Origin of the sequence: Paenibacillus cineris (assembly GCF_018333335.1) — a bacterium.
GTDB lineage: Bacteria > Bacillota > Bacilli > Paenibacillales > Paenibacillaceae > Paenibacillus_AQ > Paenibacillus_AQ favisporus.
Genome location: NZ_BORU01000001.1, coordinates 1,243,344 through 1,262,842 on the forward strand (window position 1 = coordinate 1,243,344; position 19,499 = coordinate 1,262,842).

Below are 19,499 nucleotides of genomic sequence, written 5' to 3' on the forward strand. Positions count from 1 at the left end.
TAATGAACTTCGAACCAACAATTTCAAATCATGGAAGGTGGGATATTCGTATTGGATAGATCTTCACTGTACACCGATCTCGTAACGTACCCTTCCGGATGGAAAATGGGCACGCATGTGCATCCCCATTTCGAAATCTGCGTGGTCACTTTCGGACGAGGTGTGTTCTATGCTGAAGACCAGGTCTTTTCGATTCAGGAGGGGGACGTCATCCTGATCACCCCCGGCGTACCCCACGACTACAGCTCCGTTACACCGATCCGCTTCGCCGTCCTGCAGGTTGACCATTTGTCGCATGAGCTCGAACGGTTATTTTTTCAAATGACAAATGAAGAATCGCTGCACCTGTTTCCCCTGGCCCATTATGCATTGGAGCGTTTTGAGAAGTTGTTCAGCGTGTGGCTCCACATGACCTCCGTCCGCCCGAATCAGCTGTTTAACCGGTTGTTAAAAACGTGGGTCGAGTTATTTATGCTGTTTTTATTGGACCGCATCGAACAACAGGATTCCAGAATTACCTTGGACGCCATTGCCGAGTATATCCGCACCAACCTGGACAAAGAAATGAGGGTGACCGATCTGGCGCGGATGATCCGCATGTCGGAGAGCGGGCTGCGCTCCTGTTTCAAAAAGACTTACGGTCTCTCACCCAAGCAATATCTACAGCAGTACCGGATGTCCGAGGCCAAAATGCTGCTTACCTTCTCCGACAAGACGGTTCAGCAAATCGCGAGCGGGGTCGGATTCCCCAATATTCATGCCTTCTCCGCCTGGTTTCAAAAACAGACGGGGATGTCTCCCACCGCCTGGAGGAAAGAGCAGCGAAGAAGGGGCGGGTGAGAAGTCGCAGGCTGTCTTCGGAAAATGTTCAGCGATAATCGTAAAACTTGTGAAGTTTTTTATAAATACAGCGAAGGCGTCCCTTTATAAAATAGGCTTGCACGTTTAAGAAAACGCTGTCAAAGGAGGGGGAATCTGCTAAATCCGCAAAAATCGGCTAGGAGGTGTCTGCTTGTCCCGTTCAAGTGCAGAGGTTCGGCCGTCTGTTCAGGCCCGTTCGTCCAAGGGAACCATGAGCAAAATCGCAAAAGTGAATCTTCGGAACGGTCTGCTGTTCGTTTCACCCTGGCTGGCAGGGTTTGCCGCTTTTTCGCTGCTGCCGTTTCTGCTATCCCTGTACTACAGCTTTACGACCTACGATGTGGTCAGTTCGCCCGTATGGGTAGGGTTGGATAATTTTGTGCAGTTATTCAAAGACCCGTTATTCTGGAAATCGATTACCAACACGATGTACTATACGTTATTTTCGGTTCCGCTCGGCATCGTTTTCGGCGTGGCGCTGGCGCTGCTGCTGAACATGAAGGTGAAAGGAATGGCTTTGTACCGGACGATTTTTTACCTGCCCAGCATCGTTCCGGTTGTGGCGTCTTCCGTACTGTGGCTGTGGCTGTTCGACCCGCAGTTCGGACTGATCAACGGCCTGCTGGATGCCATCGGCATTGCGGGTCCCGGGTGGCTTGTCGACCCGGCATGGTCGAAACCTGCCCTGATCGTGATGGGGCTGTGGGGCGTCGGCGGCGCGATGATCATCTACCTCGCAGGGCTGCAGGATATTCCGCAGGAAATGTACGAGTCGGCGCAGATCGACGGGGCGGTATGGTGGCAAAAAATCGTCTATATTACGCTGCCGATGCTGAGTCCGGTCATTTTCTTCAATTTAATTATGGGCCTGATCGGTTCCTTTCAGTATTTTACGCAGGCCTACATTATTACGTCCGGCGGACCCAACGATTCTACGCTGTTCTATTCGCTGTATCTGTACAAGAACGCCTTTTCTTACTTCCATATGGGGTATGCCTCGGCTATGGCATGGATTTTGTTCCTGCTGATTATGGCCGTCACGCTGCTGGTATTTAAGAGCTCGGCACGCTGGGTTTTCTATGGCGGGGAAAGGTAAAACGATATCGGAGGTGCATGGAATGAAGTCAACGCTCAAACCGTTCTTATCGATCGTGCTGATCATGCTGATGCTTGCCGGTCTAATAGCATGTTCCTCACCGGGTACTCCGGCGGCCGGACAGGACGGCAAGAAGGAAGATACGTCCGCCCCTTCTTCCGATTCCGGGAAGAAAGGCGACGGAAAAGCCGTAGAAGTTACATATTGGCATATGTGGACGAGTGACTGGAAGAAGCTGATCGACAGCCTGGTCGATGAGTTCAATCAGACGCATCCCGGCATCCATGTGACCGCGCTCTCCATTACCGGCGATGCCAACGCTAAATTTTTGACGGCACAGGCCGGCGGGGATCCGCCCGACGTCATGACGCAATGGAACCAGATCATCCCCTCGTGGGCGGAAAAGGGAGCCATCGCTTCACTGGATCCGTACATCCAGGCCGACGCGCCGGATTTGGGCGAGTGGATGTACCCTACGGTAAAGGAAATTGGAACTTACAAGGGAAAAATGTATGCGATCCCATTTTCGATGAATACGCTGGCGATGTATTACAACAAGGATATTTTGAAAGAGGAAGGGTTCGATCCGGAAAAACCGCCCACTACGATCCAGGAGCTGGATGCAATGCAGGATAAATTGTGGAAGCTGGATAAACGCGGATTCATCCAGCGGGTCGGCTATATGCCGAGCGGGCTTACCCAGTGGAGCACCGCTTTCGGCGGAAAATGGGCGGATGAGGATGGCAAGCCGACGGCAACCGATCCGAACAACCTGGCCACATTGGAATGGTTTCAGTCTTACGCGAAAAAATACGATCCGACCAAAGTTGCCGCTTTTAACAAAAGCATGTCTTCCAACGTGAACTCAGCGTGGTCTTTCCTCAGCGGCAAGCAGGTGTTCGCGATGGACGGCATGTGGAGGCTGGAGGACCTGAAAAATTATGCTCCGGACCTTCAGTACGGCGTCATGACGCTGCCTTACCCGGAAGGAACCGGAAAACCGGACGCGACCTGGGTCAATGGAAACTTTAACATCATTCCGGAAAAAGCCAAGCATCCGAAAGAGGCGTGGGAATTTATCCTGTGGCTGACCGGCTACCATAACGAAGATTGGGCGGCGCAAATGCTGACCAAGGGCGGATGGATCCCGCCATCGCCAAAGATTACAGAGAAGCAGGCTTACCAGGACTTTATGAATGAAATTCCGGCCAGAAAAACGTTCGTCGATCTGCTCGGCAGCCCCAATGCGAAGATCACGCCTGTCATTCCGGTGCAGCAGTATTATTGGGACCGGGCGGCAAAAGCCGAAGAGTCCGTCATGACGGGAAACAAAGATCCGAAGCAGGCCTTGGAAACCTTGCAGAAAGAAGTCGAAGAAGAAATAGCCAAAGCCGGAAGCAAATAACGAATAAGGGCAGGGAGGAAGGGATCCAATTCGGTTACCCCTACCTCCTGCCTTCATAACCGTGAAAGGAGAGGCCCAAGATGCTTGAAATCAAGGCACAGCCAGCCACGAAATTAAGCAGAACAAAGAAAGGCGTGTTTCAACAGCTGATCGCCCATGTTTGTTTGATCTTGCTGGGCATCACCTTTCTGTTTCCTTTTGTCTGGATGCTGTCCACCGCGCTCAAACCGGAGGCGCAAATTTTCAAATGGCCGCCGGAGTGGATTCCGGATCAGTTCCTATGGTCGAACTTTCCGGAGGCGCTGACGTTTGTCCCGTTCGGTACTTACGTCCTCAATACGTTAACGATTTGCATATGGACAATGGTCGGCACCTGCGTTTCCTCCGCCCTCGTGGCTTATGGGTTTGCCAAAATCCAATGGCCGGGACGGAACGTACTGTTCATGATTATGCTCAGCACGATGATGCTGCCTTCCCAGGTCACGATGATTCCGATTTTCGTTATTTTCAAAAAGATCGGCTGGGTGGGAAGCTACAAACCGCTCATTATCCCGGCATTTTTAGGCGGTGCGTTTTTTATTTTTCTGCTGAGGCAGTTTTTTCTGACCATTCCGCAGGAACTATCCGAGGCGGCCAAGATCGACGGCTGTTCGGAATTCCGGACCTTTTGGCAGATCATCCTCCCGCTCGCCCGTCCGGCATTCGCCACAGTGGCGTTATTTACTTTTATGAACAACTGGAATGACTTCATGGGACCGTTAATTTATTTGAGCGACGAGAAAATGTACACCGTATCGCTTGGTTTACAGCAGTTTATCGGTCAATACGGCACGCGCTGGGGGATGCTGATGGCGGCTTCCACCGTAGCGACGCTGCCTATAATCATTTTGTTCTTTTTTGCTCAAAAGACCTTTATTCAGGGGATTTCGACGACAGGCATCAAAGGCTGACAGCTGACAGGCCGGGGTTCTGGCCGCATGCAGCTTGATCAAAGGGAGGAATTCGGCAGTGAAGAAGATCGTATTTATCGGGGCAGGCAGTCTCGTGTTCACGAAAAACCTCGTTCGCGACCTGCTTACGTTCCCTGCGCTCGCTGACAGCATCATCGCTTTGGTTGACATTGACGAGGAGCGTCTCGGATTTGCGAAGAAGACGGTGGAGAAAATCATTTCGGCCGGAGGCTATCCGGCGAAAGTTGAGGCGCATACCGACAGGACCAGAGCGCTCGACGGCGCGGACGGAGTCGTCAGCACGATCTTGGCGGGAAGCCTGGACGTATGGCGGAAAGACATCGAAATTCCGAAACAGTACGGCGTGGACATTAATGTCGGAGATACGCGCGGGCCATCCGGCATATTCAGGGCGCTCCGCACGATTCCGGTGATGCTGGACATTTGCCGCGATATCGAGCGATACTGTCCGCAGGCGGTATTTCTGAATTATACGAATCCAATGGCGATGCTGTGCAGGGCGATGCAGAGCGAGACGAACGTGACCGTGACAGGTCTGTGCCACAGCGTGCAGGGAACGGCATCGATGCTGGCCAGGTGGATCGGGGCGCCTAAAGAGGAGATTACGTATCTCTGTGCAGGCATCAATCATCAGGCGTTCTACCTGGATTTTCGCTGGAACGGGCAAGACGCGTATCCGCTCATCCGGGAGGCGGTGAATCACCCGGACATTTACAACGAGGAGCAGGTCCGAAATGAAATGTTCCTTCACCTGGATTATTACGTCACCGAATCCAGCGGCCATAACTCTGAATACAATGCCTGGTTCAGAAAGCGGCCGGATTTGATTGAAAAGTACTGCACGAACGGCACGGGCTGGAATCCCGGTGAATACGCGTATATTATCAAAGGCTACGAACAGAGGCAGGGCAGCTGGAAGGAACAGATGCAGCGCTGGATGAATGAGCCTGTCGAATTGAAGCGTGGCGAAGAGTACGCGGCGTATATCTTTAACGCCACGATTGGGGATGGCACTTTGTTTAAATTCAATGGCAACGTCCGTAATCATGGCTTGATCGATAATTTGCCTGACGGCTGCTGCGTTGAGGTCCCGGTATTGGCTTCGAAACGAGGGCTGGAGCCGATTCATGTGGGAGCGCTGCCGGATCAGTTAGCGGCCCTGACCAATATAAGCGCCCGCTGCGAAGAAATGGCTGTGGAAGGCGCGCTTACGGGCGATCCGCGGAAAGTATTCCATGCGGTATGCTTCGATCCGCTGACTTCCGCGGTCCTCAGCCTGGCTGAGATCAAATCGATGGTTGATGAGATGTTTGAAGCCAATCGCGAATATTTGCCGCAGTTTAAACATTTCAAATCATAACTTATCGTTTCCTGGATGAAACTTTTTCCATCCTGAATTCGTTTAACAGGGTGGAGGCGATCATACAAGATGAAACTTAATCGAAAAATTGGATTTACACTAGCAACCGGTTTGATGGGAGCAAGCCTGCTGGCTGCTGCGGTCGGAGCGGCTCCGGCGGGGAGCACGGCTGCTCCGGCGCAGGTGCCGGCACAAACGGTAGAGAAGGTCGTCGTGACCGACGCGACCAAGATCAGCAAGCTGAACCATACCAGCGTGACGCCATTAATCATAGAAGCCGAAAAGCGGTATTTTTATGCCCTGGGCGGCGGCAAGGGATTAGGGGACACATTCGAGGTGGATGGCCGGCAGTACCGGTACTTATCCGATGATATCGGAACCCGGGAGAAGCTGATGAATTATTTGAAGTCCGTATATACGGAAAAGGCAGCGGCCTATTTTGTGGACAAATATTTCATTTCTCATGATGGTCGTTTGGCCCAGCTCAACGCCGATGGCGGCAACATTCTGGAATTCGACAAGGCGACGGCCAAACTGCTCAGCATGACGGATACGCAGCGCGTGTATAAGCTGAGCGTTCCTTACCCGGAGCATCTTCAGGGCCCGGCCTACGTGACGGTCAAGTTTGAGAAAGTCGGGCAATTTTGGAGAGTGGGCACCGCCCCGCATGCGATTTTTTAGAAGGCTCCCTGCTCTCGAAGTTCCATATGCATTGAGGGAAGAGGAAACAGACGAAAGACCCTGCCGGGCGCCGGCGGGGTCTTTATTTAAGAGATCAGAACGTATAAGTTTCGGAGCTTCTGCTTCCTGATCTCGCAAGAAAAACCTCCTCTAGAAGCGGTCTGTCTTCTTTGAAGGTACGTCGATAGATGTTTTTCTTAAGAAATCAGAAAAGTATAAGTTTCGGAGCTTCTGCTTCCTGATCTCGCAAGAAAAACTTCCTCTAGAAGCGGTCTGTCTTGTTTGAAGGTACGTCGATAGACGTTTTTCTTAAGAGATCAGAACGTATAAGTTTCGGAGCTTCTGCTTCCTGATCTCGCAAGAAAAACCTCCTCTAGAAGCGGTCTGTCTTCTTTGAAGGTACGTCGATAGACGTTTTTCTTATCAAAAAACCAGCCTGGACAACGCGTCCAGGCTGGTTTACAAATTTCGTTATCCGTTTTCGTTTGAAATTCGTTCGAGCATTCTGTTTCCGTTGGCCGTGGAGAATCATGTGATCCTCCATGTGTGAACGCCGGATCCGTATCGGAGCGCCCGGATGACCATCAAAACGTTGGACGGTCGTATGTACCTCCAGTTACCCGAATGAAGTATGGACGCTTCGTTCGACGATTTCCCTTAGTTCAGCCTTGTGCGCCGAATATTGATCTGCGCTAATGCTCCCTTTGCGCAGGCGCTCATCCAGCTGGCGGGTCAGCTGCGATACTTGCAGATCGATGACTCTCTGGATGTCAGCTCCTCGGTCAGCAGCGATGTTATGCAGGGACTTGCCCTCATACAGCGCTTCATACAGTTCCTCGTCGGAGTCCTGATGGAGAGCTTCCAGCAGTTCGTCTTTATCCTTTACGCCGGTAGCGGCCCATTTGGCGGCCGGGCTTGCGCTTGTGATGGAGGCGCTTAACGCGGTGCTTCCAAAGGACATGATCACGACCATCGTTCCGACAATCATCACTCGCTTTATATTCATGGTTAAAAATCCTCTTTTCATGTATTTTGTTACGGGTCATTTGTGTGAACAGGTATGGGGTATGTGAGATCTTCAGCCTAAGGTCATTATAGACAGCAAACCTGAGGAAAACCTTAAAGATTCTATAACCGTACCTAAAGATTTTACGTGTTGCTTCCCGGATCGGTTTCACTTTAGAGATAAAAAACAACGGAAAGCTCATGAGCTTCCCCCAATATCTATTGGCCATTCCGGTGAAATCAGGGGAGCATCAAGGGTTCGCCGATGGACAGTAAAAGGTGGTGCTGCAGGAGAGTGAATCGGATATTGGCAAGTTCTTGCGCTTCCCAAAAGTTTGCCTTGTGCTATAATGTAACCGATTCCATAGAGTTCAGCAGACTGTGACAAGGGGAAACGCAGATGAAGAAGATGATGATGGTTTACCTGGTACTAATCATTGCGTTTGGCGTCTATGTATTTATGTACCGGATGGATGACAAGCGTTCTTCTGCATGGCCGGACGGCGGGCTTCACGGCAGCATCGGGGAGAACTATGTGATGGTGACCTTCCAATCCGGAATGGAATATTGGAAAAATATTGTGAAAGGCTTCGAGGATGGAGGCGACGCCCTCGGCGTGTCCGTCGAATACCACGGAGCCACCCAGTACGACGTGCAGGAGCAGATCACCGTCCTTGAGCAGGTCATTGCCAAAAAGCCTGCCGGCATCGCGCTGTCGGCTATCGATTCCGACGCTTTGACCGCGACGATCAACAAAGCGGTGGACGCGGGCATTCCCGTCGTCCTGTTCGACTCGGACGCCCCGGACAGCGAGGCGTACTCTTTTCTTGCGACCTATAACTACGATGCGGGTGTGGCGGCTGCCGATAAAATGGCGCAAATCGTCGGCCGGCAGGGCGAGGTCGGCATCATCACGCAGTCCGGCCAGCAAAACCACAGCGACCGCACATCAGGGTTCAAGGAAACGATCGCGAGCCGGTATCCGGCCATGTCGGTGGTTGAGGTGAAGGAAGGAAAAGGCGACGCTATGATCGCCAAAGCCGCGGCCGCGGACATGCTGGGCAAGCATCCGGACCTTAAAGGCATTTTCGTGACGGAAGCCAGCGGCGGCACCGGAGCGGCCGACGCGGTGATCGCAGCGAATCGGACCGGGAAGGTGAAGATCATCGGGTTTGATACCAATAAAGAGACGCTGGACCGGATATCCGACGGCACGATTTCAGCGACGATCGCGCAGGGGACGTGGAATATGGGCTACTGGTCGCTGCAGTATTTATTCCATCTTCATCACGGGCTGACCGTTCCCGCACCGACGCTGGGCAACGACGTATCCCCGCTGCCACCGCGGGTGGATACCGGCATTACGATCGTTACCCGCGAGAATGTGAAGGATTATTATGCGAAATAAACTGCGTAACAATTGGCGGCAGCGTCTGCTGCAGTGGACCCGGTTCGGCGATCTGCCTCTGCGGTACAAGCTGATTATCCTTTTTCTGATGGTAGGCATCCTTCCGTCGATTGCGCTCGGCGCATTGGTCAACTGGACGGTCAACCGGATCGTCGACGGGCAGGTCACGGCGAACACGGTGCAGCTCATCGGCAAAGTCAATCAGACGCTTGATAACGATATCGAAAACTTGCAGAACATTACGTATTTGATCGGCTTTGACCCGGCCATCAACCGGTTCCTGAATGGGCAGATCGCCGCTGAAGGGGCGGGTGCCCCCGGTGGAGTTGCCGGACAAGCGCAGCGCCCGCAGATTAATGACCAAAACGGGGAAGTGTACGCCTTGAAGAAGTATCTGCAGGGCTTCACGACGCTGTATCCGGAAATTGCCGCCATCCTGGTCGTGAACCACAACGGCGATTACATCAGCAACGAAATGTATGCCCGGACGCCGGCCAATTTGACCCGGGATTCGTGGTACGAGGAGGCTGCAGGACACGAAGGGATTTTTACAGTGCTGGGGCATCCTTCTGAGCGAAACGTCACGACGCATGTGCATTATGCCAACGATGAGCTGATCTCGGTCGTGCGGTCCTTTGTCGATCCGGATACGCGTAAAGTCACCGGAGCCGTGCTGATCGACCTGAAACTGCGGGCGGTGGCCAGCACGGTCCGGAACGTCACCCTCGGTAAAAACGGGTATTTGATGGTAACCGATGCCGGCGGCTCGGCCATTTACACCCCGGACGAACCGTTGGTTCGGGACATTCCTTCATCCTGGATTCCCCGGGAAGACAGCGGCATGTTCAGGCATGAGGTCGACGGCAGGCGGCTGCAGTTTATTTACGGCACCTCGTCTTTTACAGGCTGGCGGACCATCGGCGTGTTCGACAGCGGCGAAGCGGTCCGCGAAGTGCGGGAGATCCGCTTCTACGTCATCTGCTTCCTGTTTGTCGTCTGCATGTTCGGCTTGACGGCCTCGTATACGCTGTCGCAGTCCGTGTCCCGGCCGATCCGCCAGCTGATGGCCTTTATGCAGAAGGCCGAATCCGGGGATTTGACGATCCGCTATTGGGGCGGAAGGCAGGACGAGGTTGGTATGCTGGGGCGCAGCTTTAACCGGATGCTGGCCGAAATCCGCAAGCTGCTGAAGCTGAGCGAGCTTCGGGAACGGCAGAAGCGCGAAGCGGAGCTGCGCAGCCTGCAGGCGCATATCAAGCCGCATTTTTTATACAATACCTTGGATACGATCCATTGGATGGCTAAGAAAAAAGGGGCCGACGATGTGTCCGATATGGTGGAGTCGCTGTCCAGGCTGTTCCGGATCGGGCTCAGCAAAGGGGATGACATCATTCCGATGACCGACGAATGGACGCATATCTCCAGCTATTTGCAGATTCAAAAGACTCGCTACCGGGACCGGCTCACCTACGAGCTGGATCTGCCCAAGGAGGCGGAAGGGCTGTACGTTCTAAAGCTTGTGCTTCAGCCAATCGTTGAAAATGCCATCTATCATGGCATTAAGGCACGCCGAGGACCGGGCATCATACGGGTATCCGCTGAGATGGAGGGCGGTGTCCTGCGCCTCATTGTTAAGGACAACGGGGCGGGGATGTCCCAGGAGCGGCTGGATGCGCTCCGCCGCCAGCTTCAAGATCCTTTGGTGGCCATGGATCATCCACCGGAAGAAGGTGGACCGGCCAGCCGCAGCTACGGCATGCTGAACGTCCAGGCGCGGCTTGCGCTGACTTTTGGGGAAAAATACGGAATTAGCATCGAGAGTACGGAAGGCACGGGCACGAGCGTGATGATCGAGCATCCGCTGCTGCATACAGTCCCGGCGCAACGTGTACAAGATGGGAGAGATCGTGAATGAAGAAGCGATATCAGGTACTGATTGCGGACGATGAACAGATTATCCGGGAAGGCATCATGGATTCGGTGGATTGGGAGACGCTTGGTATGGAGGTCGCCGGCGAAGCGGAAGACGGGGAGGAAGCGCTTGAGTTCGCCCTGCGCGGAGCGGTCGACATCGTTCTGGTCGACATGAACATGCCGATCATGGACGGCTTGACGCTGATGAAGCGGCTGAAGGCCGAACGCCCGGCGTGCCGGTTTGTCATCATTACCGGGCATGACGAATTTGCCTACGCGCAGGAAGCGATCCGCCTCGGCGTCAAGGATTATATTTTGAAGCCGGTCAACAGCGGCCATTTGCAAGAGGTGCTGCAGAGTGTCAAGCAAGAGCTTGATGAGCAGCAGGTGCAGATCCACTATTTGAAGCAGGCCTCGGAGCAGATTGAGCGGAACATCCCGCTCCTGCGGCAGCGCTTCTGCCAGGAGTGGATTCAGGGGCTGGTGGATGACGGTAATGCGCTTGAGCAGCTGGAATTTCTCGGCCTGCCTGCCGGTTTCCCGGTAGAGCTGGGGATTGTCAGATGGCCGGAGACGGCCTCAAACCAGACGCTGATGAAAGAGAGCGAGAGACAGCTGTATTTGTTCGCGATCGAGAACATCGTCTCGGAGCTGCTGCAGGATACGCCCCATCAGGTATTCCGCGAGCATACGGAATTGATCGGCATCTGCTTGTGGAATAACGCGCCGCTGGAAATGGCAGCGAATATTGAATCGGCGGTGCAGCAATATTTGAAAATCACCGTCCACTGCCAGATCGAGGCGGTGCCGGAAGGCCCGGGTGCTATGGCGGCCGCGTATGACGCCTGCCGGGAGGCGGTGTTCCGGGACGCGCAGCTGTCCCCGCTGGTGCGGCGGGCCCGGCAGCTCATCCACGACAATTACGACCGGCCCGAACTTACGCTGGAGTCGTTTGCGGAGAGCCTGCAGGTATCGCCGGTTTATTTGAGCCGGATGCTGAAAAAGGAGCTGGGGACTTCCTTCGTCGGCTTCCTGACGCAGACGAGGATCCGCAAAGCGATCCAGCTGCTGAACGCGACGAACCTGACCATCTACGAAATTGCCGAGCAGGTCGGCTACGACAGCCAGCATTACTTCAGCACAGCGTTCAAGAAGGTGATGGGCGTCTCTCCCAACCGGTACCGGCGCGGCGACGCGTATCAGGAAGTGTAGTGGCCAGGGAGCAGGCGGCATCAATATAAACCTAACGACCGACGATCGAAATTTTTCGGTCGTTTTTTTTATGCTCAATAATAGCCATCCCCGCGTCTTACCCTGGCATGCCCCACCGGCAACGATCCCAACAAAGGTTTGAAATTTATAAAAAAGGTTCGATCCGTGGAAAGACCCCGGCGCGGGTCAGCATGTATCCTTTGAAGTACAGAGAGGCTTTACGATCCATTGGATGTAAGCGCTCTCGACCTTGGGCATACCGGAAAGGAGAACGTACCGATGAAGAAAGCAATGTTAGCGCTCCTGATGGTCGCGATGCTGATGGCCCTGACGGCCTGCAATCTGGCCGAGAGCGGAGCCGGTGATAAAAGCAAGGGCTATGTCGGGCTGGCGATGCCGACCAAATCGTCCGAGCGCTGGGTGAACGACGGCAAAAACATGGAGCGGCTGTTCCAGGAAAAAGGCTACAAGACCGATTTGCAGTTTGCGGAGGATGTGGTCGAGAACCAGATTTCGCAAATCGAGAACATGATTACCAAGGGGGTTGACGTCATTGTCGTCGCCTCGATTGACGGAAACACGCTGACCGACGTCATCAAGAAAGCGCATGATCAGGGGATTAAAGTCATCTCCTATGACCGGCTGATCCGGAACACGCCGTATCTGTCCTACTACGCGACGTTCGACAATTTCAAAGTCGGCGTGCTTCAGGCTTCTTACATCGAGCAGAAGCTCGGTCTTAAAGAAGGCAAAGGCCCCTTCAATATTGAGCTGTTCGGCGGGTCGCCGGACGACAACAACTCCTATTTCTTCTACGACGGCGCAATGTCCATTTTGAAGCCGTATATCGACTCCGGCAAGCTGGTCGTCCGCAGCAAGCAGACGACGATGGCGCAGATTGCGACCCTCCGCTGGGACGGCGCCTTGGCGCAATCCCGGATGGATAACCTGCTCAGCGCGAACTATTCGAACGCGAACCTGGACGCGGTGCTGTCGCCGTACGACGGCATCAGCATCGGGATCATTTCTTCGCTGAAGGGTGTCGGCTACGGTACGGCCAAAAAGCCGATGCCGATCATCACCGGCCAGGACGGGGAGCTTGCTTCCATCAAGTCCATCGTCGCCGGGGAGCAGACGCAGACGGTGTTCAAAGACACCCGCAAGCTGGCGGAGCAGGCGGTCAAGATGGCTGAGAGCATCCTGAAGGGCCAGAAGGCGGAAGTCAACGATACGAAGTCTTACGATAATGGCATCCAAGTCGTGCCGGCTTATCTGCTGCCGCCGGTATCGGTCGATGCGACGAACGTCGAGAAAGAGATGGTGGAATCCGGTTACTACACCAAGGCGGAAATCGGCCTGAAGTAGTCCGAAGTTCGGAATCAACATAAGCGAAGCGAGGGGAAGGTGAAGCTCACATGTCGGAATACATTTTGGAAATGCGGAACATTACGAAGGAGTTTCCCGGCGTCAAGGCGCTGAGCAACGTGAACCTTAAAATCCGGGAAGGCGAAATTCACTCCCTGTGCGGGGAGAACGGGGCGGGCAAATCGACGCTGATGAAGGTGCTGAGCGGGGTCTATCCGCACGGTACCTATGACGGAGAGATTTTATTCAAAGGGAAAACCTGCGAATTTAAAAATATCAAGCACAGCGAGGAGCTCGGCATCGTTATCATCCACCAGGAGCTCGCGCTGATCCCGTATCTGTCGATTGCAGAAAATATATTCCTCGGCAATGAACGGTCAAGCCGCGGCATCATGAACTGGAATGAAACGATCACGGGAGCGAAAGAGCTGCTGGACAAAGTCGGACTGAAGGAAAACCCGAACACGCCGGTGGGCAATATCGGGGTCGGCAAGCAGCAGCTGGTTGAAATTGCGAAAGCGCTCTCCAAAAAGGTCAAGCTGCTCATCCTGGATGAGCCGACCGCGGCCCTGAACGAGGACGACAGCGAAAACCTGCTCCAGCTGATGCTGGAATTCAAGCGGCAGGGCATCTCCTGTATTCTCATCTCCCACAAGCTGAACGAGGTGTCGAAAGTATCCGATTCGATCACGATTTTGCGCGACGGCCAAACGATCGAGACGCTTGACATGAAGGGGGGGGACGTGAACGAGGACCGGATTATCCGCGGCATGGTCGGACGGGACTTAACGAACCGTTATCCGGAGCGCACGCCGAAGATCGGCGATACGATTCTGGAGGTCAAGGACTGGACCGTGTACGACGAACAGCGGAGCGACCGCAAAATGCTGGATCAGATCAATCTTCATATCCGGCGCGGGGAGATCGTCGGCATTGCCGGGCTGATGGGGGCCGGGCGGACGGAGCTGGCGATGAGCATTTTCGGCAAAGCTTATGGGCGCAACATTTCCGGGACGCTGATCAAGGACGGAAAGCCGATCCAGAACAACACGATCACGCAGGCGATCGACAACGGCTTTGCGTACGTGACAGAGGACCGCAAGCATTACGGCCTGATCCTGATCGACGATATCAAGCGCAACATTTCGCTGACGGGGCTGCCCAAGCTGGCTAAGGGCACGGTGATCGACGATAAGCAGGAGGTTCTGGTGGCGGAGGAAATGCGGAAGAAGCTGAAGATCAAGACGCCGAACATTTTGCAGAAAACGGGGAATCTCAGCGGAGGCAACCAGCAGAAGGTGGTGCTGAGCAAATGGATTTTTTCCGAGCCGGATATCCTCATTCTCGATGAACCGACGCGCGGAATCGACGTGGGGGCCAAATACGAAATTTATACGATTATTAATCAGCTGGCCGATGAGGGCAAAGGCGTCCTCGTTATTTCTTCCGAGCTCCCGGAAATTCTAGGGATCTGTGACCGCATTTATGTGATGAACGCTGGCCGGATCACAGGCGAAGTGAGCCGTGAAGAAGCTTCGCAGGAGACGCTGATGAGATATATGACCAAGACTGGAGGGGCCAAGCATGGAAACGTTGGTTAAATTGTTTAAAAATAATATCCGGCAGTACGGGATGATCATCGCCCTTGTCGTCATCATGATTTTGTTTGAAATGATTACGGGCGGCCTGCTGCTCAAGCCGATTAACATTACCAATCTGATTTTGCAAAACAGCTACATTCTCGTCCTGGCGATCGGGATGGTGCTGGTCATTATTACAGGGCATATCGACCTGTCGGTCGGCTCGATCGCCGCGTTCGTCGGTGCGGTGGCCGCCATTATGATGGTTGACCTGCACTGGCATCCGGTTGTCGCCGTTATCGCCTCCCTGGTAGTCGGTGCGCTGATCGGCGCTTGGCAGGGCTTTTGGGTCGCTTATGTAAAAATCCCGGCGTTTATCGTCACGCTGGCCGGCATGCTGCTGTTCCGCGGTCTAACGATGATCGTGCTGAAAGGGCAGTCCATCGCGCCGTTTCCGAACGGATTTCAGAAGATCAGCTCCGGCTTCATTCCGGATTTCGGCAGTGCCGGAACGAATATCGTGGCGGTGCTGGCGGGTATTCTATTCACCGTCATCTATATCGTCAACGAGCTTCGCGACCGCAGAGCGCAAAAGAAGTATAACTTTGAAGTGGTTTCGGGCGGACTGTTCATCCTGAAGCTCGTCGTCATTGCGGCCATCATCAACGCATTTACCTTTATGCTTGCGATCTACGCCGGGCTGCCGAACATTCTGATTCTGCTGCTGGTGCTCATTATTATCTACTCGTTCGTCATGAACAAAACCGTGATGGGACGCCATATTTACGCTCTCGGCGGCAACGAAAAAGCGGCGGACCTGTCCGGCGTGAAGACGAAAAAGGTGACGTTCTGGGTCTTCGTCAACATGGGCGTGCTGGCCGCCATCTCGGGCCTCATCTTTGCGGCACGCCTGAACGCGGCCACGCCTAGAGCCGGCACCAACTTTGAGCTGGACGCGATCGCCGCAAGCTTCATCGGCGGGGCATCGGCGACGGGCGGCATCGGAACGGTCTTCGGCGCCATTATCGGCGGCCTCGTCATGGGCGTGCTCAATAACGGGATGTCGCTCATCGGTCTGGGGGTTGACTGGCAGCAGGGGATTAAGGGTCTTGTCCTGTTGGCGGCCGTAGCCTTCGATATATATAATAAGAAGAAAGTGACTTTTCTGAAATAATAGTTTTACTTTGACAACAGATCATTTTCCATTGAAATATAAGGCACTTGAAGATCAAGAGTCCGCAGTTTTTGCGGACTCTTGGTCTTTTTCTATATTTAATCTTGGATCATGTGTATATCCGGATACTTCGTTAAACGGTTTTCGAGCAGCTCGGATGACATATGCCGCAAATGCAGGTTGAAGAAAGCCGTAACGTACGCTCGTTGGGCTGATACAGCCTGCGCCGGTTCCATCGTGCCGATGGCCTCCTGCACGACTGCGCTTGGCAAGCCTAGTTTCTCTTTGAGCTGAGGCAGTATCGCCGGGTAATCCGTGAATGTAAAATGCATGCCTTTCGGGGCGCTGACGTCCAGCTTCCAGCCGGTTGAATGCGTCCACAATGACTTCCAATCCGGTCTGGTTACATGCGAATCGGGCCCTTGTTCTTGATAATAACCGGACCCCATCAGCATCAATGGGCGATCCAGGCCTTCCTCCGCGACAGGGAGCAGGGCATCCGGCAAGTAGCCGAGCGTTCCGTCCATCAGGATGCCTGCATCGATGCGGCGGTCATCATACATCGTCTGCAAGGCGGCGGCTCCTCCGGCGGAATGGCCGAAAATGCCGATATGCGACAGATCCATCGCCTTACCTAGCCCGTTAGGGAGCGGGCGCTGTGCTGCGTCGGGATTCCCGCCTGTCCGAAGGACCGCCAGCTGATCAAGGACAAACCGGATGTCCAGTTCCCTTACGGCCATAAGCTTCATGATGGTTTCTTCGCTTAGCTTCGGCAATGCCTGCACTTCCACCCTTCCGCCTGGAAATTCCACCTCGGATGCGTCGTACGTGTGGTCGATCGTGACGACGACATACCCTTGACTGGCGAGCTCCTCGGCTGCGATCGTGCCGGCCGTCCGGGGGACGCCGCTTCCCGGGGAGTATAACACGACGGGGTATCGGCTATGGGGATTTGCCACCGGGGCAGCGAGCATACCATGCGTCCTGACTTGTTCCCACTGGATGGCCCCAGGACTTATACCGGCAGGGATCAGGGTGGATTTTTCGTAATGGGCGGCCGCCCCGGGCTGCATATAAGGAGCGAGAGAGGAACTGGTGGTCTTTTGCCGGGCTGGATACCAGATGCTGATCATAAGTTCCCGCGTTTTTCCGGTCACCCAAGGATCGGGTCTGCCCCTGTCGATCAGATGCATCTCCGTTGTGCCCACCGAATATGCTCCGGTCGGTTCCGGTAAGCTGAATACGATCGGGGCTGTTTGAGGCGGAGAGGAAGCGGGAACCGCCGATTCGGCATACGATGTGGGGATCAAGGACGTCAATCCGCCAGCCAGGAGGATACCTAGGGTGAGGCGCAGGACAAGCCTCCCTCTTTGCGCCGAGCAGCCTCTTCGGGCTTTGCTTTCGATAAGCATACGTTTAGAACCTCCAATTATGGAATAAGTCTTGCCTATCCCATTCTACAAAAGCGAACATGAATCGCGGCTTACAAAGCGCATGGCCAACCTTACGCTTTTGTCACGGTGTGCTTGTCATTTGCCCGCCGAACAGAAAAAACACCCCCTAGGATCAGACAGTCCATCCTAAGGGGTTCCAACATTAAATTTACGGGGTGTAATGATTCAGGGACGGGTCGGTTACTTTATTGCAGAATAAACATTTTCCGTATACTTTGAAATGGCTTCATCGTAATCGGGATACGAATATCCGAGACGGCTAGACACCGTTTTGGAATATTTTCTGAAAAGCTCATAACAAGTGAATAAAGACCTCCACATGTGCTCGTACCCGTTCTCCGCGTAGGTTGACAGCAGAGTCTCCCAATCTTCATCGGGAAGGTAACGGTCGATAAATTTATAATTTTTTCCTACGCTAAAGGTAAACCCGTGCTCTAAGCCAATTTGCCAGGCCATCATTCTCAGCAAATTGGGCCGGGCGATCTCGTTCAAGTGGTCGATGGCAAACAGGATTTCTTTTCGCGCCAATCCTTTGACCACGTAAGTTGATCCCATCCAGAACTCATTGCAGCAATCATCGAACTCCCTGGCCGTAGGCTTCTTAATCCAATACTGGCGGTCATCCGCGATCACCTCATTTGTAATGAGAGCATCCTTATCCAGCAACACCTCGACCAAACCGTCGCTTTGGGTGAAATAGTTCTCCACCTCATTGAATGGAATCAGGGTCAAGTCGACTTTATTGCCGTCTTCCAGGTGAATTAGATAGGAAAACCAATTGCCCAGTTCCGGCGGAAACAGCTCCATATCCTCAGGTTTTTGCATCATGATGCGGTTTCCCAAAAAATCTAGCCACCCGTCATGCTCCTTGAACGAATCCATCTCGGTTACAAAATAAGAAATGTCGTAATCCTGGAATGCATCCGAAGGGATATTTGTGTTGGTGCGCGATCCTTCCAGGGTCACCAATCGAACCCGGTCATCGTGTTTTGCATAATCCAAAAGCAGCTTCATCATTTCTTGCTCACTTCGCATTTTGCCCTCAACCTCCCCCATATTCTAGTTCTGCATTGTCATCCTTGAAGGAAGGCGGTCCGCGAATCCGAAGGGAACAGCACTCTCGGCCTGAGGCACGTTATAACTTATCCAGCCGCTTTTCCATAAGTCATGGCCCTCCGTTTCTTGAACGATAATGTTTTATTTTACCATAAATAAAAGGCATGCCACAGCAAAAAACATAACGTTTGCACTCCGGTAGGCGTTTATAATAATAGACGAGTCGAAGGAGGCGAGAGAATGGCCTTATTACGAGACAGTTTGCAGCGAGAAGAGCTAAAAAAGTAGTATGATCGGCTTTGGATCGAATTTCAGTATTTTGAGGATCGAAAAGTTTGGGTTGAATAATCTGGAAGGAAGTGAACGGATGTTTTACCGCAGAAAATTTTACATTGTGAAAAATGAATTTGTGGACGTTTTCAACCGCCATTTTAATGAAACCAATTTACCGAATCAAATGAAGCACGGCACCCGCCTGATCGGAAGATGGATGGTGCCTCGTGATGAATTCACAACCGAAATTTTTGCGATTTGGGAATATGACAGCCGCGATCAGTATGAAGAAATTGAGGCTAAAATAAGAAGCGACAAGGAACACGTACAGCGGATACAGAACTGGTACGACCAGCATGGCGGCAGGGACCGCGTGTATAAGGAGTATCTATTAGAGGTCCGAAATGAAGAGCTGTTATCTACGGTTGAACATGACGGATTGGCGGATTCAGAATCGGCCGGGCGGCAGCAGGAAAGAGCGACATGAGGAAATTTCCATTAACGATGGCATCGATGTTGTTATTCGGTTTCCTGCTCGCCTGTAATCAGAGCGAACCGGACGGAGCCGCGGCCATCGTTGATTTGGCGTTAGCGCTGGATCCGGACGATGAAGAGCTGCGTTTGATGAAGGATCAGCTTGCCGATTCTATTGCGCGATCCTGAACGTCATCGCGGCCGAGGCCG

At 53.3% G+C, this 19,499-nt stretch carries 17 protein-coding genes; 14 read left to right on the forward strand and 3 right to left on the reverse strand.

Going from position 1 to position 19,499, the window contains the following annotated elements; all coding sequences use genetic code 11:
- The first annotated feature begins 51 nt into the window (after positions 1 to 51).
- The 6 genes from KI379_RS06095 (at position 52) to KI379_RS06120 (ending at position 6,374) form a co-directional block, all read left to right on the forward strand.
- Positions 52 to 840: a helix-turn-helix domain-containing protein gene (locus KI379_RS06095; protein WP_076168852.1), complete on the forward strand. Its 789-nt coding sequence runs from the start codon at positions 52 to 54 to the stop codon at positions 838 to 840.
- Positions 841 to 1,012: 172 nt separating this feature from the next.
- Positions 1,013 to 1,957 carry a carbohydrate ABC transporter permease gene (locus tag KI379_RS06100; protein ID WP_244879208.1) on the forward strand — a complete coding sequence of 315 codons (945 nt, stop codon included), beginning with the start codon at positions 1,013 to 1,015 and terminating at the stop codon, positions 1,955 to 1,957.
- Between the two features lie 22 nt (positions 1,958 to 1,979).
- Positions 1,980 to 3,362: an ABC transporter substrate-binding protein gene (locus KI379_RS06105; RefSeq protein WP_212983067.1), complete on the forward strand. Its 1,383-nt coding sequence runs from the start codon at positions 1,980 to 1,982 to the stop codon at positions 3,360 to 3,362.
- 80 nt (positions 3,363 to 3,442) lie between these two features.
- The gene (locus KI379_RS06110) at positions 3,443 to 4,312 is read left to right on the forward strand and encodes a carbohydrate ABC transporter permease (RefSeq protein WP_145135311.1); all 870 of its coding nucleotides are present in this window, start codon (positions 3,443 to 3,445) and stop codon (positions 4,310 to 4,312) included.
- 58 nt (positions 4,313 to 4,370) lie between these two features.
- Entirely contained in the window at positions 4,371 to 5,693 is a 1,323-nt protein-coding gene (melA, locus tag KI379_RS06115) for an alpha-galactosidase (protein ID WP_212983068.1), read from the forward strand.
- Positions 5,694 to 5,762: 69 nt separating this feature from the next.
- Positions 5,763 to 6,374 (forward strand): DL-endopeptidase inhibitor IseA family protein, encoded by a 612-nt coding sequence (locus tag KI379_RS06120; protein WP_212983069.1) that lies wholly within the window; start codon positions 5,763 to 5,765, stop codon positions 6,372 to 6,374.
- Positions 6,375 to 6,990: 616 nt separating this feature from the next.
- Here the strand turns inward: KI379_RS06120 and KI379_RS06125 are convergent.
- Complete coding sequence (locus KI379_RS06125) at positions 6,991 to 7,380, reverse strand: hypothetical protein (RefSeq protein ID WP_212983070.1); 390 nt, start codon at positions 7,378 to 7,380, stop codon at positions 6,991 to 6,993.
- 399 nt (positions 7,381 to 7,779) lie between these two features.
- On the opposite strand from KI379_RS06125, the gene KI379_RS06130 reads away from it, so the two are divergent.
- The 6 genes from KI379_RS06130 (at position 7,780) to mmsB (ending at position 16,032) form a co-directional block, all read left to right on the forward strand.
- The gene (locus KI379_RS06130) at positions 7,780 to 8,787 is read left to right on the forward strand and encodes a substrate-binding domain-containing protein (protein ID WP_212983071.1); all 1,008 of its coding nucleotides are present in this window, start codon (positions 7,780 to 7,782) and stop codon (positions 8,785 to 8,787) included.
- On the forward strand, positions 8,777 to 10,702 hold the full coding sequence (locus KI379_RS06135) for a cache domain-containing sensor histidine kinase (protein ID WP_212983072.1): 1,926 nt from the start codon (positions 8,777 to 8,779) through the stop codon (positions 10,700 to 10,702). The genes KI379_RS06130 and KI379_RS06135 overlap by 11 nt, the downstream gene beginning before the upstream one ends.
- Entirely contained in the window at positions 10,699 to 11,913 is a 1,215-nt protein-coding gene (locus tag KI379_RS06140; RefSeq protein WP_212983073.1) for a response regulator, read from the forward strand. The genes KI379_RS06135 and KI379_RS06140 overlap by 4 nt, the downstream gene beginning before the upstream one ends.
- Positions 11,914 to 12,192: 279 nt before the next feature.
- On the forward strand, positions 12,193 to 13,278 hold the full coding sequence (chvE, locus tag KI379_RS06145) for a multiple monosaccharide ABC transporter substrate-binding protein (protein ID WP_089546343.1): 1,086 nt from the start codon (positions 12,193 to 12,195) through the stop codon (positions 13,276 to 13,278).
- Positions 13,279 to 13,328: 50 nt separating this feature from the next.
- Positions 13,329 to 14,879, forward strand: coding sequence for a multiple monosaccharide ABC transporter ATP-binding protein (gene mmsA / locus KI379_RS06150; RefSeq protein WP_212983074.1), 1,551 nt, complete (start codon positions 13,329 to 13,331; stop codon positions 14,877 to 14,879).
- Entirely contained in the window at positions 14,863 to 16,032 is a 1,170-nt protein-coding gene (gene mmsB, locus KI379_RS06155) for a multiple monosaccharide ABC transporter permease (RefSeq protein ID WP_076168828.1), read from the forward strand. Before mmsA ends, mmsB begins: the two co-directional genes overlap by 17 nt.
- A gap of 98 nt (positions 16,033 to 16,130) precedes the next feature.
- On the opposite strand, the gene KI379_RS06160 is transcribed toward mmsB, so the two are convergent.
- Together KI379_RS06160 and ant(6) are read right to left on the reverse strand one after the other, a co-directional pair.
- Entirely contained in the window at positions 16,131 to 17,444 is a 1,314-nt protein-coding gene (locus KI379_RS06160; protein ID WP_212983075.1) for an alpha/beta hydrolase family protein, read from the reverse strand.
- Positions 17,445 to 17,666: 222 nt separating this feature from the next.
- Complete coding sequence (ant(6), locus tag KI379_RS06165) at positions 17,667 to 18,521, reverse strand: aminoglycoside 6-adenylyltransferase (RefSeq protein ID WP_212983076.1); 855 nt, start codon at positions 18,519 to 18,521, stop codon at positions 17,667 to 17,669.
- 388 nt (positions 18,522 to 18,909) lie between these two features.
- On the opposite strand from ant(6), the gene KI379_RS06170 reads away from it, so the two are divergent.
- Together KI379_RS06170 and KI379_RS06175 are read left to right on the forward strand one after the other, a co-directional pair.
- On the forward strand, positions 18,910 to 19,302 hold the full coding sequence (locus tag KI379_RS06170; protein ID WP_089550107.1) for an NIPSNAP family protein: 393 nt from the start codon (positions 18,910 to 18,912) through the stop codon (positions 19,300 to 19,302).
- Positions 19,299 to 19,478 (forward strand): hypothetical protein, encoded by a 180-nt coding sequence (locus tag KI379_RS06175; protein WP_089546347.1) that lies wholly within the window; start codon positions 19,299 to 19,301, stop codon positions 19,476 to 19,478. The genes KI379_RS06170 and KI379_RS06175 overlap by 4 nt, the downstream gene beginning before the upstream one ends.
- Positions 19,479 to 19,499: the final 21 nt, after the last annotated feature.